Raw genomic sequence first — 15,256 nt, 5'->3', positions numbered from 1 at the left:
GCTTCTTTCTTTGAATTCAGTATGGATTCAGTGTCGATACAGCCAGGTTTCAGCCCGGAGGGTGCCCCGGCCTCAGCCGAGGGCTTCCTCCAGGAAGGCCTTGAGCTGGGCCAGATGCTTGGACATGAGGCCGGTGGCCGTGGCCGCCGAAGCCGGGCGGCCGGCATAGCGCACGCGCTGGCCACTGTGATGGCCCGTCTGCTCCACCACCCAATCCATGTAAGGCTGGATGAAGCTCCAGGCGCCCTGGTTCTTGGGCTCTTCCTGGCACCACACCACCTCGGCATTGGGGAAGCGCGAGAGGGTCTGCACAATGGTCTTGAGCGGCATCGGGTAGAGCTGCTCGACGCGCAGCAGATACACGTCCTTCACGCCGCGAGCTTCGCGATCTTCCAGCAGATCATAATAGACCTTGCCGGTGCAGAGCACGACGCGCCGGACCTTCTCATCCTTCACCAGCTCGACGCCCGCGATGTCCGGGTTGGTCTCCGCATGGTCCGGCATCACGCGGTGGAAGGAGGTGCCCTCCACCATGTCGGACAGGCTGGAGATTGCCTTCTTGTGACGCAGAAGGGATTTCGGCGTCATGAGAATGAGCGGCTTGCGGAACTCGCGCTTCAACTGCCGGCGCAAAATATGGAAGTAGTTGGCCGGGGTGGTGCAGTTCGCCACCTGCATGTTGTCTTCAGCGCAGAGCTGGAGATAACGCTCAAGGCGGGCGGAGGAATGCTCCGGCCCCTGCCCTTCATAGCCATGCGGCAGCAGGCACACGAGGCCGCTCATGCGCAGCCACTTGCGCTCACCCGAGCAGATGAACTGGTCGAACACCACCTGCGCGCCGTTTGCAAAGTCACCGAACTGGGCTTCCCACAGGGTCAGCGCATTCGGCTCGGAGAGCGAATAGCCATATTCAAAGCCCAGAACCGCTTCTTCCGAGAGCATCGAATTGATGACCTCGTAACGAGCCTGGTTCTCGGAAAGATGGTTGAAGGGCTTGTAGCGGGCCTCGGTCTCCTGGTCGGTCAGCACCGAATGGCGCTGCGAGAAGGTGCCACGCTCCACATCCTGGCCGGAAAGACGCACCGGGCGCCCTTCATCCAGCAGGGAACAGAAGGCCAGCGCCTCACCGGTGGCCCAATCAATTCCCTCGCCGGTCTCGATCGCCTTGCGGCGATTATCGAGGAAGCGCTTGATGGTGCGGTGGACATTGAAGCCCTCCGGCACGCTGGTGATCTTCTCGCCAATGGCCTTGAGCTTGTCGACGGACACACCGGTTTCGCCGCGACGCGGATCATCATCCTCGCGGGTCGCCTTCAGGCCCGACCAGCGACCGTCCAGCCAGTCCGCCTTGTTGGGCTTGTAGGCCTGACCGGCCTGATACTCGCCCTCAAGATGCTCTCGCCACTGGGCCCGCATGGTGTCCAGCTCGCCAGTGGCGATCACGCCTTCGGCCTCCAGCTTTCTGGCGTACAGCTCCAGCACGGAGGGGTGCTGACGGATGACCTTGTACATCAGCGGCTGGGTGAAGGCCGGCTCGTCGCCCTCATTATGGCCGAAGCGACGGTAGCAGAACATGTCGACGACGACAGGCTTGTGGAAGCGCTGGCGGAACTCCGTCGCCACCTTGGCGCAGAACACCACCGCTTCCGGGTCATCACCGTTACAATGCAGGATCGGGGCTTCAATCATCTTCGCCACATCGGAAGGATAGGGCGAAGAGCGCGAATAGCGTGGATTGGTGGTGAAGCCGATCTGGTTGTTGATGATGAAATGGATGGACCCGCCGGTGCGGTGTCCCTTCAGGCCGGAAAGGCCCAGACACTCAGCCACCACGCCCTGCCCGGCAAAGGCGGCATCGCCATGCAGCAGCAGCGGCAGCACCTGCACACGCTCGGTATCGTTGAACTGGTCCTGCTTGGCGCGCACCTTGCCCAGCACCACCGGGTCCACGATCTCAAGATGGGAGGGGTTGGCGGTCAGCGAGAGATGGACCTTGTTATGGTCGAACTCGCGATCAGACGACGCACCCAGATGGTACTTCACGTCACCCGAGCCTTCCACATCGTCCGGCGCCCAAGAGCCGCCTTTGAACTCGTGGAACAGCGCGCGATGCGGCTTGCCCATCACCTGCGTCAGCACGTTCAGGCGGCCACGGTGGGCCATGCCGAACACGATATCCTTCACGCCCAGATTGCCGCCGCGCTTGATGATTTGCTCCAGCGCGGGGATCAGGCTTTCACCGCCATCAAGGCCGAAGCGCTTGGTGCCGGTATATTTCACATCGAGGAACTTCTCGAAGCCCTCGGCCTCAACCAGCTTGTTGAGAATGGCGCGCTTGCCCTCGCGGGTGAAGGTGACTTCCTTGTCCGGCCCTTCAATGCGCTCCTGAATCCAGGCTTTCTCCTCGGGGGAGGAGATGTGCATGAACTCCACGCCCACATCCGCACAATAGGTGCGGCGCAGAATGGTCAGCATTTCACGCACGGTGGCGAACTCAAGACCCAGCACGTGATCAATGAAGATCTTGTGGTCGAGATCAGCCTCGGTGAAACCGTAGGAGGCCGGGTCCAGTTCCGGTGCCTCACGCGGCGGGGCAAGGCCCAGCGGGTCGAGATTGGCATGCAGATGACCGCGCATGCGATAGGCGCGAATCATCATCAGCGCCTTCACGGAATCGCGCGAGGCCTGCTGCACCTCCGCCTCCGAAAGGCTGGCGCCGGCTGTCTGAGCCTTGGCCTTGACCTTATCGGAAATTGCCTTTTCCACGTCGGCCCACTGGCCGTCCATGGCCGAAACCAGATCCCCCTTCGCATGAACCGGCCAGTTCGGCCGCTTCCAGGAGGCCCCACGCGCATTTTCGATGACCTGGTTCGGATCATCCTTCAGCGCCCCGAAAAAGGCCTGCCACTCGGCATCCACCGAGTTGGGGTCCTGCTCGTAGCGGGCATAGAGATCTTCGATCCAGGCGGCGTTGGCGCCATAGAGGAAGGAGGTAGAGAGAAAAACGTCGTTCTGTTCTGCGCGCGACATGGCTTCATCCCGGAAAGCTGCAGACCCTTCGTCCACCGCACGCCCATCGCGCGGGGAACACGGCCGACAGCCGCTGTCAGCCACAAAAGCGACGTTCGACCGGTGCCGAACGTCTGTTCACCCCTGCCCTGCTCGTGGCTGTTGCGGGCAAGGGCGCCTGGCACTTCAATTCGGGCCGGGTGGGAAACAGGTCAGGCTCACACCCATTCCCGTTTTCCAGACGGCCCCGCATGACCTCACCTGTCTTCGCCCACGATAAAGGCAAAAAACAGGGTTGGTCACACCATCTCTTCCACCCCACGCAATCTGTCCCCCAAAAGGCGCAGACTGCTCCATCTACCTGTACCCCAAAGGCCACAGGCTGGCCACCGCGTCCCGGCTGAAAGAAACCCGGAGGTTAACGCGGACCGCCCCGCTCTCCGGTCTCGGAGAGCGGGGCGGCAATTGGCCATCAGCCCTTCAGCACTTCCACCAGCGTCTTGCCGAGGCGTGCCGGAGACGGGGACACGCGGATGCCCGCGGCCTCCATGGCTGCGATCTTGTCTTCAGCACCGCCCTTGCCACCGGAAATGATGGCGCCGGCATGGCCCATGCGCCGGCCGGGAGGAGCCGTACGGCCGGCGATGAAGCCAACCATCGGCTTCTTGCGGCCCTTCTTGGCTTCATCAGCGATGAACTGGGCTGCTTCTTCCTCAGCGGAACCGCCGATCTCGCCGATCATCACGATCGACTCGGTCTTCGGATCGGCCAGGAACATTTCCAGCACGTCGATGAACTCGGTGCCCTTGACCGGGTCGCCGCCAATGCCGACAGCGGTGGTCTGGCCGAGGCCTTCCTGCGAGGTCTGGAACACCGCCTCATAGGTCAGCGTGCCGGAGCGCGAAACCACGCCCACGGACCCCTTGCGGAAGATGTTGCCGGGCATGATGCCGATCTTCGACTCACCCGCCGTCACGATGCCGGGGCAGTTGGGGCCGATGAGACGGGACTTGGAGCCCTCCAGCGCCCGCTTCACGCGCACCATGTCCATCACCGGAATGCCTTCCGTGATGCAGACGATGAGCGGGATTTCGGCGTCGATGGCTTCCAGAATGGCGTCAGCCGCGCCCGGAGGGGGCACATAGATGACGGAGGCATCAGCCCCGGTCTTCTCCTTGGCTTCGATCACGGTGTCGAACACCGGCAGGCCGAGATGGGTGGAACCGCCCTTGCCGGGGCTGGTGCCGCCCACGAACTGGGTGCCATAGGCGATGCCCTGCTCGGCGTGGAAAGTGCCGGTCTTGCCCGTGAAGCCCTGGGTGATGACCTTGGTATTGGCGTCAATCAGCACGGACATCACGCAACTTCCTTCTTCACAGCAGCCACGATCTTCTGCGCGGCGTCATCCAGATCATCGGCGGGAATCACGTTCAGGCCGCTCTCACGAATGATCTTCTTGCCTTCTTCCACATTGGTGCCTTCAAGGCGCACCACCAGCGGAACCTTCAGGCCCACGGCCTTCACCGCCGCCAGCACACCACGCGCGATCACGTCGCACTTCATGATGCCGCCGAAGATGTTGACCAGGATACCCTTCACATTCGGGTCCGAGGTGATGATCTGGAAGGCGGCCGTCACCTTCTCCTCATTGGCGCCACCACCGACGTCAAGGAAGTTGGCAGGCTCTTCGCCATACAGCTTGATGATGTCGAGGGTCGCCATGGCGAGACCCGCGCCATTCACCATGCAGCCAATGGTGCCGTCGAGCGCGATATAGGCCAGATCGTGCTTGGAAGCCTCGATCTCCTTCTCGTCCTCTTCGGTCAGGTCACGCAGCTCAGCCAGCTCCGGGTGACGGAACATGGCGTTGGAGTCGAACGAAACCTTGGCATCGAGAACCTTCAGCTCACCCTGCTTGGTGACGATGAGCGGGTTGATCTCGAGCATGGCCATGTCGGTATCGACGAAGGCTTCATAGAGCACGGCCACCAGCTTGCTGGCCTGCTTGGCCAGATCACCGGCAAGACCCAGAGCCTTGGCCACCTTGCGGCCATGGAAGCCCTGCACACCGGTTGCCGGGTCCACGGAGAAGGTGAGGATCTTCTCAGGCGTGCTGTGCGCCACTTCCTCGATATCCATGCCGCCTTCCGTGGAAACCACGAAAGCCACGCGGGAGGTTGCGCGGTCCACCAGCAGGGAGAGATAGAATTCCTTCTCGATGTCGGAGCCGTCTTCCAGATACAGGCGGTTCACCTGCTTGCCGGCCGGGCCGGTCTGGACGGTGACGAGAGTGTTGCCGAGCATCTGGTCAACGAAGGTCTTCACTTCGTCGATCGACTGGGCGAGGCGCACGCCGCCCTTCTCGCCGGCTTCGGCTTCCTTGAACTTGCCCTTGCCGCGGCCACCCGCGTGGATCTGGGACTTCACAACCCACAGCGGGCCACCCAGCTCATTGGCGGCAGCTTCCGCTTCTTCCGCCTTGAGCACGGCCACACCGCGCGAGACAGGCGCACCATATTTCTTCAGGAGCGCCTTGGCCTGGTACTCATGAATATTCATCTCTTCGTCCCCTGAGGGTTGCGAAGTGCCCCTTCCCCCCTGAACCGGCCCCGACCGCCCCGCACCACAAGCGTGGCCGCTGCGGTCTTCGGCCGACCTCCGTCCCAGTGTAGGTTCCATGCACGCCGGGTTTCACAGAAAGCCCGGCTTCATGGTTCCGAGGAGGGGAACTTTCGTCTCCTTCACCTCACCGGTGGCGTCACCGGCACGAAAACGGCGCCCCCGGAATGGAAGCGCCGCCATGGATCGAGATCACTTGCCCAAAGCGGGTGTGATCTTCTGACAGGCCCCCACCAATCCTTCGACGGCAGCGACCGATTTATCAAACATGGCCCGTTCTTCGTCGTCGAGCATGACTTCCACGACACGTTCCACGCCATGTGCGCCGATAATGGCTGGCACACCCACATAAAGCCCCTTGATGCCGAATTCACCCTCCAGATGAGCAGCGACAGGCAAAAGGCGCTTTTTATCCTTCAAATAGCTTTCCGCCATGGCGATAGCCGAGGCTGCCGGGGCATAGAAGGCAGAGCCGGTCTTCAGCAGTTCCACCACTTCGGCCCCGCCATTGCGGGTGCGTTCCACAATGGCGTCAACCCTCTCCTGACTGCTCCAGCCCATGCGGATCAGATCCGGCACGGGAATGCCCCCCACGGCGGAATAGCGCACGAGCGGCACCATGGTATCGCCATGCCCGCCCATGACAAAGGCGGTGACATCCTCCACGGAAACACCGAATTCTTCTGCCAGAAAATGCCGGAAACGAGCTGAATCCAGAACGCCGGCCATGCCCACCACCTTGCGGGCGGGCAGGCCCGAGGCCTGCTGCAATGCCCAAACCATGGCGTCCAGCGGATTGGTGACGCAAATGACGAAGGCATCGGGAGCATATTTGGCAAGGCCAGCGCCCACCTGCTCCATGATCTTCAGATTGACGGAAAGAAGATCATCGCGGCTCATGCCCGGCTTGCGCGGCACACCGGCGGTGACGATGACAACCTTGGCCCCGGCAATAGCCTCATAGGTGCTGGCGCCGGTGAAGCTGGCATCAAAGCCGGCAATGGGGGCAAGCTGCGCCAGATCCAGCGCCTTGCCTTGCGGCACGCCGTCCGCCACATCGCACAGAACGATGTCACCCAGATTTTTCAAGCCGGCAAGCAAAGCGAGTGTGCCGCCGATCTGGCCGGCCCCGATGAGGGCGATCTTGTTGCGGGCCATACCATTGTCCCTGGAAATGAGCCTGCGTGCGGCGGCACGTCATAAGCGGGGCCTGACTACTCCCATCCGACAAGGGGTTCAAGCCACGCAGGCTGCACAAAAAGTGGCATAGGCTGCGCGCGCGCTCCAGGAAGGCGTTTGAAACAGCTAAAAAGCATCAAAATACCGCCACGCAGGCATGCGGACATTATGTCGCAGAGCTTGATTTGCAACCGTGCAAGGTACCCCCACCGAAAGGGGAACGGGAAATGCGGGCGCTGAAACATGAGCCGGCACAATCCCCAGAAAATCCTCGCCACTCCTCCTTCCGCCGCACCCAAAAGCGACATTTTGCGAATCTCTCTACACAGGCGTCACCATCCGGCACCCCATTGCCCCGACTGCGGAGCACCTCTCCACAGCGGAAAAGAAGCAACCCGTGGACAAAAATGCAGACTCGATACAACCATTGAGCGCAATTCTGTCGCGGGAGATTTTCTTGAAAACCTTCATTCTGGCCATGTGCCTGACTGTCGCCCTGCCACTGACATATGGCCCAGTCCTTGGCATCGCACCCGCCCATGCCGCCAACAAGCCTTGCTCCGGCAAGAAGGGCGGAGTCGATTATTGCCGAGGCGACAAGTTCGTTTGCAAGGACGGCTCAACCAGCGCCTCCCGGAAGGCATGCAAGGGCTATCCCCGGCGCTAAGCATGCGCCTTCAGGGCCAGCCAATAAAAAAACCCTCCCGCGCAAACGGGAGGGTTTTTCATGTCAGGGCTCAGCCTCTGGCCATTCAGCCGGCGTCGGGCGCAATATCCATGGCCGGCGCGATGGCGGTGCTGAAGGCGAGATGGTCACCTTCCAGAGCCACCTGCACATTCGAGCCATCCATCACCTCCCCAGCGAGGATCTTCTCAGCCAATGGGTCCTGAACCAGCTTCTGGATGGTGCGCTTCAGTGGGCGCGCACCATAGGCCGGGTCATACCCCTTGTCGGCAAGGAAGCTGCGCGCCTCAGGAGACAGGGAGATGGTGATCTTGCGATCCTCCAGCAGCTTGCGCAGACGTCCCATCTGGATATCGACGATATTGTCCATCTGCTCCCGCTTCAGGCGGTGGAACATGACAATCTCATCAATACGGTTGATGAACTCAGGGCGGAAATGATGCCGCACCGCCTCCATCACCAGATTATAGGCCTCCTCATCGGCCACCACCTTCTCACCTTCCGCGCCCGGCACCTGGAAGCCCATGGGCTGGCGCGGGTCCGCAAGGAACTCGGCGCCAAGGTTTGAGGTCATGACGATCAGCACATTGCGGAAGTCCACCGTGCGCCCCTGCCCGTCTGTCAGGCGACCGTCATCCAGCACCTGAAGCAGCACGTTGAAGACATCCGGGTGAGCCTTCTCCACTTCGTCGAACAACACCACCTGATAGGGGCGACGCCGCACGGCTTCAGTCAGCGCACCACCCTCATCGTAGCCGACATAGCCGGGAGGGGCACCGATAAGCCGGCTGACGGAGTGCTTCTCCATATATTCCGACATGTCGATGCGGACCATCGCGGTCTCGTCGTCGAACAGGAACTCGGCCAGAGCCTTGGTCAGCTCGGTCTTGCCCACGCCGGTGGGGCCGAGGAAGAGGAAAGAGCCGATCGGCCGGTTGGGGTCCTGCAAACCGGCACGGGCGCGCCGCACCGCAGTAGACACCGCCGCCACAGCCTCGGACTGGCCCACCACACGCTTGGCCAGCTCCAGTTCCATACGCAACAGCTTGTCGCGCTCACCTTCCAGCATCTTGTCCATCGGCACGCCGGTCCAGCGCGAGACGACCCCGGCGATATGGTCGGGCGTCACCGCCTCTTCCAGCGTGCCGCCGCCATTGGCCTCCGCCGTTTCCACATCCTCCAGCTTCTTTTCCAGTTCGGGAATCACCGAATAGGTCAGTTCACCGGCCTTCTGATATTCACCCTTGCGCTGGGCGGCTGCGAGATCGGCGCGGGCCTGATCCAGCTTGGCCTTCAGCGTGGTGGCTTCACCCAGCTTCTCCTTCTCCGACTTCCACTTGGAGGTGAGGACGGACGCCTTCTCCTCCAGCTCGGCCAATTCCTTTTCCAGCTTCTTGAGCCGGTCCTTAGAGGCCGCATCGGTCTCCTTCTTCAGAGCTTCCTGCTCAATGCGCAGGCGCACGATCTCACGGTCGAGATTGTCCAGCTCCTCCGGTTTGGAATCGACCTGCATCCGCAGGCGGGAGGCGGCCTCGTCCATCAGGTCGATTGCCTTGTCCGGCAGGAAGCGATCCGTGATGTAGCGGTTGGAGAGCATCGCCGCCGAAACCAGCGCCGAATCGGTGATGCGCACGCCGTGATGCAGCTCATACTTCTCCTTCAGGCCACGCAGGATGGAGACGGTATCCTCCACCGTGGGTTCCGTGACGAAGACAGGCTGGAAACGACGGGCAAGTGCCGGGTCCTTCTCCACATGCTTGCGATATTCATCCAGCGTGGTTGCACCAACGCAATGCAGCTCACCGCGCGCCAGAGCGGGCTTCAGCAGATTGGAGGCGTCCATCGCGCCATCCGATTTGCCCGCGCCCACCAGCGTGTGCATCTCATCAATGAACAGAATGATGCCGCCTTCCGCCGCCTCGATTTCGGAGAGCACGCTTTTCAGGCGTTCCTCGAACTCCCCGCGATATTTCGCACCGGCGATCAGCGCGCCCATGTCGAGCGCCAGAAGGCTCTTGCCTTTCAGGCTCTCCGGCACGTCGCCATCCACGATGCGACGGGCGAGCCCTTCCACGATTGCAGTCTTGCCGACGCCGGGCTCACCAATGAGCACCGGATTGTTCTTGGTGCGACGGGCCAGCACCTGAATGGTGCGGCGGATTTCCTCGTCTCGTCCAATCACCGGGTCAAGCTTGCCATCGCGGGCAGCCTGAGTGAGATCACGCGCAAACTTCTTCAGCGCATCATAGGCATTCTCAGCCGTTGCGGTATCCGCAGTGCGGCCCTTGCGCAGCGCCTCAATGGCGGTATTCAGATTCTGCGGCGTCACACCCGCGCGGGCGAGAATCTTGCCGGCTTCGGTTTCTTTCTCAATGGTCAGCGCCAGCAGCAGGCGCTCAACCGTCACATAACCATCACCGGCCTTCTTGGCGGCCTGTTCAGCCGCCTCAAACACCTTGGCGAGCTGGGTGCTGAGATAAACCTGCCCCGAACCGCCGGAAACCTTCGGCAGCTTGTTCAGCGCCGCTTCCACATCGGTGCGCACCTGCGCGGGGTTGCCGCCCGCACGCTGGATGAGGCCGGCGCACAGCCCCTCCTGATCGTCCATCAGCACCTTGAGAAGGTGCTCGGGCGTAAATTGCTGATGGCCTTCGCGCACCGCCAGAGACTGGGCGGACTGAATGAAGCCGCGCGAACGCTCGGTATAGATTTCGAAATTCATAAGACCCCTCCACTTCGCGAGCCCACCTTGCTGTGAAGCGAAGGCCCGCGCCGGAATACGGCCCCGGCATCCCCGGCAACCGCTGCATGGGCCAGAAGCCCTGCTGTTGCTCATGTGGGTGTGGCATCGCTGCAACGGAAGGGGCCTTCAGGGAAAATCGAAACAGAAAATCCCAACCGGCATATGACCTGCCCCATGAGCCGCCCCATGAGCGCACCCTGAGCCCGCCCTGAGCCCGCCCTTGACCGACCTTGACCGACCTGGCTTCAGAAGCCGAAATCTGGTGGCCCGTCACCGGCTACAGGAAAGACCCGCACCATGCCCTATTCCGGCGCAACCGTTACCGCCCTCTTTCGCCACCCGGTGAAGGGCCTTTCGCCCGAGCCTCTGGAACAGGTGGAACTGAAGGCCGGCGCATATTTCCCCGAGGATCGCCTCTATGCGGTGGAGAATGGCCCCAGCGGCTATGATCCCTCAGCCCCCGCCTTCCGCCCCAAGACGGCCTATCTCATGCTGATGCGCCATGCCCGCCTGGCCGCGCTGCACAGCCGCTATGATTCCGCCTCGGCCACTCTGGTGCTGGCGCGCAATGGCGTGGAAGTGGTGCGCGGCCAGCTCACCACCCCGGAAGGCTGCCGCGCCATCGAGGATTTCCTCACCGGCTATATGGGCCTGGATGCAGCAGGCCCACTGCGTATTCTGGCAGCCCCGCCACAAGGCTTCCGCTTCATGGATTCGGCGAAACACGGTTTCGTCTCCCTGCTGAATCTCGCCACGGTGCGGGCACTGGGGGAAGAGATGGGCGCGCAGCCCGATCCGCTACGGTTCCGTATGAATATTCATCTGGATGGCTGGCCGGCCAATGCCGAGCTGGATCTGGTGGGGCGTCAGATCCGGCTGGGCCAGGCCCGCCTTACCTTGCTCAAGCGTACGGTGCGGTGCCCCGCCACGCAGGTGAACCCGCAGACCGCCGCGCGCGACATGGATATTCAGCAGGCCCTGCGCACCGCATGGGGGCATATGGATTGTGGCGTTTACGCCCGCGTGGATGAAGGTGGCATGGTACGGCCCGGCGACCCCATCATTCTTGAGCCGGCGCGCAGAACAGAGGATTCCGGTTCAAACTGACATAAATCTTTTGAAAAGGCGCTTTATAGGGCGAAATGTGCACTTCGCGCGCCATTCTGGCGGGCGGGAGCCTCTTGCAGCAGCCAGCCTTTTGCGGGGAAAGCATGTCGAGCACCGCCTCCTCCTCCAGCACGGAGCGCACCTATAATGTGCTGTTTCTGTGCACCAAGAATGCCGCCCGGTCCATCATGGCAGAAGCTATTCTGAACCGGCACGGCGCAGGGCGTTTCCGGGCCTTTTCCGCCGGCACCCACCCTGCGGAAAGCGTTCATCCGCTGACTTTGGTCACCCTTTCGCGGCTGGGCTACGACACCACCGGCCTCGCTCCCAAAAGCTGGCACGAATTTGAAGGCTTTGGCGTACCGCGTCTGGATTTCGTCTTCACCGTCTGTGATGACGCCGCCGGCGAGGACTGCCCGGTGTGGCCCGGTCACCCGATGACAGCCCATTGGGGCATTGAGAACCCTGCGCGCGTGGAAGGCAGCGAGATGGAGAAGGAAGCCGCCTTCAGCCGCGCCTACAACTTCCTGAAGAACCGTATCACCGTGTTCGACAACCTGCCCATCGACACGCTGGACCGGCTGGCCCTGCAATCTCGCCTGATGGCCATTGGCCATATGGACGGCGCCAGCCCGGATGCCAAGGCCGACTGAGCCTCTCCAAAGGCCACCAGCCTGCACACACCCATTTAACAAGATACGCGCGAGCGCGCGCGTATCTTTGTATAAAAGCATCCCCCTTCAGCCCCCTGTGACTTGACCTTCAGCCCTGCCCGGCGCACTAGAGGGCATGGAACCGGCAAGCCTTGTCCTTTTTGCGGTTGCGCTCGCTCTCGCAGCGGCCCTACCGGGCCCGGCCGTTGTCGCGCTGGTGGCGCGCACGCTGGCGCGTGGCCGCACGGGCTCCACAGCCTTCATATTCGGCATCGTGCTGGGGGATGTCATCTGGCTGGCCATGGCCATTCTGGGCCTTGCCGCACTGGCCGCAACCCTTGGCCCGCTCTTCACCCTGGTGCGGCTGGCAGGGGCCGCTTATCTGCTGTTTCTGGCCTGGCGACTGTGGACGGCCCGCGGCCAAAACGCGATCCTCCAACTACCGGCCGAAACCGCATGCCCGAACGCGCCGGACAGAAATGCCACCCGCAAGGCCCTCAGCGGATTTTTCGGCGGCTTGGCGCTGACCCTAGGCAACCCGAAAACCATCGCCTTCTATCTCGCCCTGCTGCCCACCCTGCTGGACATGAACCGGGTTTCCCTGCCCGGTTTTCTGGAGTTGAGCGCCATCATCACTCTGGTGCTGCTGATGATCCTCTCCTCCTATGTTTATCTGGCCGACAGGGCCCGCCGCTTCATCGCCACCCCGCGCGCCATCCGCCTGCTGAACCGCCTGTGCGGAACCGCCATGGCCGGCGCGGCGGTATCCGTGGCCACCCGATAAATGTTTGCGCTAGGTTCTCCCATGCGCCGCCAACCGATTCGAGACCTTCATGTCTGAGCCCATGCCCGAAGCCTCCCCCGAGTCCTATGATGCCCAGTCCATTCAGGTGCTGCGCGGGCTGGATGCCGTGCGCAAGCGTCCGGGCATGTATATCGGCGATACGGATGACGGCTCCGGCCTGCACCATATGGTGTATGAGGTGGTGGATAACGCCATTGACGAAGCCTTGGCCGGCTATGCCCATGAGGTGACTGTCACCCTCAATGCCGACGGCTCCGTGACCGTGACGGATGACGGACGCGGCATTCCCACCAATATCCACCCGGAAGAAGGGGTTTCCGCCGCCGAGGTCATCATGACCCAGCTTCATGCCGGCGGAAAATTCAACCAGAACTCCTACAAGGTCTCCGGCGGCCTGCATGGGGTGGGTGTCTCGGTGGTGAATGCACTCTCCACCCGGCTGGATCTGACCATCTGGCGTGATGGCAAGGAGCATTTCCTGCGCTTCCGCCATGGCGAGGCCGAAGCGCCGCTGGTGGTGCGCGGCGAGGCCCCCGAGGGCAAACGCGGCACCATGGTGACCTTCCTGCCCAGCCCGGAAACCTTCACCCGCATTGAATTCGATTATGGCACGCTGGAACATCGCCTGCGTGAACTGGCCTTCCTGAATTCCGGCGTCCGCATTCTGCTGACCGACGCGCGCGGCCCCGAGCCGGTACGTGAGGAGCTGCATTATGAAGGCGGTGTGGAAGCCTTCGTGAAATATCTCAATCGCGCCAAAAGCCCACTGCTCGAGAACCCTGTCGTCATCCGTGCGGAAAAGGATGGCATCATGGTGGAGGCTGCCCTCTCCTGGACAGATGGCTACCATGAGAATGTGCTCTGCTTCACCAACAACATTCCCCAGCGGGATCGCGGCACCCACTTCACCGGCTTTGCCGCCGCGCTGACCCGCCAGGTGCTTGGCTATGCCTCCTCCTCCGGCATCTCCAAGAAGGAAAAGGTGGACCCCACCGGCGAGGACTGCCGCGAGGGGCTCACCGCCGTGCTGTCCGTAAAGGTGCCGGACCCCAAATTCTCCTCCCAGACGAAGGACAAGCTCGTCTCCTCCGAAGTGCGCCCGGTGGTGGATTCGGTGGTGAGCGAGGCGTTGGCCAACTGGTTCGAGGAAAACCCCAACGAGGCCAAATCCGTCATCGGCAAGGTGGTGGAAGCAGCCGCCGCGCGTGAGGCCGCCCGCAAGGCCCGCGACCTCACCCGCCGCAAAAGCCCGCTGGATGTCGCCTCCCTGCCCGGAAAGCTGGCCGACTGCCAGGAGCGGGATCCGGCCAAATCCGAACTCTTCCTCGTCGAGGGTGACTCGGCAGGCGGGTCCGCCAAGCAGGGGCGTGATCGCGCCTTTCAGGCCGTGCTGCCGCTACGCGGCAAGATTCTGAATGTGGAGCGCGCGCGCTTCGACAAGATGCTCTCATCCGAGCAGGTCGGCACGCTCATCACCGCACTGGGCACCGGCATTGGGCGCGAAGACTTCAATATCGAGAAGCTGCGCTACCACAAGATCATCATCATGACCGACGCCGACGTGGACGGCGCCCATATCCGCACTCTGCTGCTCACCTTCTTCTTCCGCCAGATGCCGGAGATTGTAGAGCGGGGCTATCTCTATATTGCTCAGCCTCCGCTCTACAAGGTCACGCGTGGTAAGTCCGAGACCTATCTGAAAGACGAGAAGGCGCTGGAAGATTACCTCATCACCGCCGGGCTGGATGAGGCAGCACTTGTCACCGCCAGCGGTGAAACCCGCACCGGGGCTGATCTGGCCCATCTGGTGGAGGCATCACGGCAGATGCGCGCGGCACTCCACACACTGCATCCGCGCTATAACCGGGCGGTGGTGGAACAGGCCGTGCTGGCGGGCGCGCTGGATGGCGCGGTGATCGGAGATCTGGAATCTGCCGGCTCTGTCGCCGCCGAGGTCGCCAGGCGGCTGGATATTCTGGCCGAGGATATTGAGCGCGGCTGGGAAGGGCTTGCGGATGAAAGCGGCTTCACCTTCACCCGCACGGTGCGCGGTGTAAAGGAAGTGGTACGCTTGGACGCCGCCTTCCTCGCCACCCCCGAAGCCCGCCGGCTCGATACGCTGGCGCACAATCTTGACGGGGTGTTCACCGCCCCCGCCGTGCTCCGTCGCAAAAGCGATGAACAGATGCTCTACGGCCCCGCCGACCTGTTCGACGCCGTGACGGATTCCGGCCGCAAGGGGCTTTCCCTCCAGCGCTACAAAGGACTGGGGGAGATGAACCCCGACCAGCTCTGGGAAACCACGCTGGATATCAATGCCCGCTCGCTGTTGCAGGTGCGCGTGAAGGAAGGCGCTGCGGCGGATGATCTGTTCAACCGCCTCATGGGTGATGTGGTGGAACCGCGCCGCGAATTCATTCAGGAAAATGCGCTGAAGGCCAGCGTGGACGTGTGAG

General features: G+C 62.3%; 10 protein-coding genes. 5 read left to right on the top strand and 5 right to left on the bottom strand.

The annotated features are described in order from the left end of the window. Positions 1-72: 72 nt before the first annotated feature. The 4 genes from ACT6QH_RS14550 to mdh all read right to left on the bottom strand — a co-directional run bounded on the left by ACT6QH_RS14550 (position 73) and on the right by mdh (position 6,786). Complete coding sequence (locus ACT6QH_RS14550) at positions 73-3,030, bottom strand: 2-oxoglutarate dehydrogenase E1 component (RefSeq protein ID WP_444975547.1); 2,958 nt, start codon at positions 3,028-3,030, stop codon at positions 73-75. 451 nt (positions 3,031-3,481) lie between these two features. After that, positions 3,482-4,366, bottom strand: a complete 885-nt coding sequence (gene sucD, locus ACT6QH_RS14545) for a succinate--CoA ligase subunit alpha (protein WP_444975546.1) — start codon at positions 4,364-4,366, stop codon at positions 3,482-3,484. Next, the gene (gene sucC, locus ACT6QH_RS14540; protein ID WP_444975545.1) at positions 4,366-5,568 is read right to left on the bottom strand and encodes an ADP-forming succinate--CoA ligase subunit beta; all 1,203 of its coding nucleotides are present in this window, start codon (positions 5,566-5,568) and stop codon (positions 4,366-4,368) included. Before sucC ends, sucD begins: the two co-directional genes overlap by 1 nt. Positions 5,569-5,820: 252 nt before the next feature. Next, positions 5,821-6,786: a malate dehydrogenase gene (mdh, locus tag ACT6QH_RS14535; protein WP_444975544.1), complete on the bottom strand. Its 966-nt coding sequence runs from the start codon at positions 6,784-6,786 to the stop codon at positions 5,821-5,823. Between the two features lie 499 nt (positions 6,787-7,285). Here mdh and ACT6QH_RS14610 point away from each other — a divergent pair, with 499 nt between their 5' ends. Next, positions 7,286-7,474, top strand: a complete 189-nt coding sequence (locus tag ACT6QH_RS14610) for a YdcA family protein (RefSeq protein ID WP_507237486.1) — start codon at positions 7,286-7,288, stop codon at positions 7,472-7,474. Positions 7,475-7,559: 85 nt separating this feature from the next. Here ACT6QH_RS14610 and clpB read toward each other — a convergent pair whose 3' ends face one another. Next, a complete protein-coding gene (clpB, locus tag ACT6QH_RS14530) occupies positions 7,560-10,214 on the bottom strand; it encodes an ATP-dependent chaperone ClpB (RefSeq protein ID WP_444975543.1) in 2,655 nt (884 codons plus the stop codon). Between the two features lie 318 nt (positions 10,215-10,532). Here clpB and ACT6QH_RS14525 point away from each other — a divergent pair, with 318 nt between their 5' ends. The 4 genes from ACT6QH_RS14525 to gyrB all read left to right on the top strand — a co-directional run bounded on the left by ACT6QH_RS14525 (position 10,533) and on the right by gyrB (position 15,255). Further along, complete coding sequence (locus tag ACT6QH_RS14525) at positions 10,533-11,342, top strand: MOSC domain-containing protein (RefSeq protein WP_444975542.1); 810 nt, start codon at positions 10,533-10,535, stop codon at positions 11,340-11,342. A gap of 104 nt (positions 11,343-11,446) precedes the next feature. Continuing rightward, complete coding sequence (locus ACT6QH_RS14520) at positions 11,447-11,995, top strand: arsenate reductase ArsC (RefSeq protein ID WP_444975541.1); 549 nt, start codon at positions 11,447-11,449, stop codon at positions 11,993-11,995. A 136-nt stretch (positions 11,996-12,131) separates the two neighbouring features. After that, positions 12,132-12,779, top strand: a complete 648-nt coding sequence (locus ACT6QH_RS14515; RefSeq protein WP_444975540.1) for a LysE family translocator — start codon at positions 12,132-12,134, stop codon at positions 12,777-12,779. A 49-nt stretch (positions 12,780-12,828) separates the two neighbouring features. Continuing rightward, a complete protein-coding gene (gene gyrB, locus ACT6QH_RS14510) occupies positions 12,829-15,255 on the top strand; it encodes a DNA topoisomerase (ATP-hydrolyzing) subunit B (RefSeq protein ID WP_444975539.1) in 2,427 nt (808 codons plus the stop codon). Position 15,256: the final 1 nt, after the last annotated feature.

The sequence above is a fragment of the Haloleucobacter albus genome (assembly GCF_052492075.1).
Note: the sequence above shows the minus strand (reverse complement) of the source record. Positions and strands in the feature narration are given on the sequence as shown.

What these genes read in the sequence shown, in the direction of transcription:
- ACT6QH_RS14550 (WP_444975547.1), bottom strand. Translation starts at nt 3,030, where the DNA reads ATGTCGCGCGCAGAACAGAACGACGTTTTTCTCTCTACCTCCTTCCTC.
- sucD (WP_444975546.1), bottom strand. Translation starts at nt 4,366, where the DNA reads ATGTCCGTGCTGATTGACGCCAATACCAAGGTCATCACCCAGGGCTTC.
- sucC (WP_444975545.1), bottom strand. Translation starts at nt 5,568, where the DNA reads ATGAATATTCATGAGTACCAGGCCAAGGCGCTCCTGAAGAAATATGGT.
- mdh (WP_444975544.1), bottom strand. Translation starts at nt 6,786, where the DNA reads ATGGCCCGCAACAAGATCGCCCTCATCGGGGCCGGCCAGATCGGCGGC.
- ACT6QH_RS14610 (WP_507237486.1), top strand. Translation starts at nt 7,286, where the DNA reads ATGTGCCTGACTGTCGCCCTGCCACTGACATATGGCCCAGTCCTTGGC.
- clpB (WP_444975543.1), bottom strand. Translation starts at nt 10,214, where the DNA reads ATGAATTTCGAAATCTATACCGAGCGTTCGCGCGGCTTCATTCAGTCC.
- ACT6QH_RS14525 (WP_444975542.1), top strand. Translation starts at nt 10,533, where the DNA reads ATGCCCTATTCCGGCGCAACCGTTACCGCCCTCTTTCGCCACCCGGTG.
- ACT6QH_RS14520 (WP_444975541.1), top strand. Translation starts at nt 11,447, where the DNA reads ATGTCGAGCACCGCCTCCTCCTCCAGCACGGAGCGCACCTATAATGTG.
- ACT6QH_RS14515 (WP_444975540.1), top strand. Translation starts at nt 12,132, where the DNA reads ATGGAACCGGCAAGCCTTGTCCTTTTTGCGGTTGCGCTCGCTCTCGCA.
- gyrB (WP_444975539.1), top strand. Translation starts at nt 12,829, where the DNA reads ATGTCTGAGCCCATGCCCGAAGCCTCCCCCGAGTCCTATGATGCCCAG.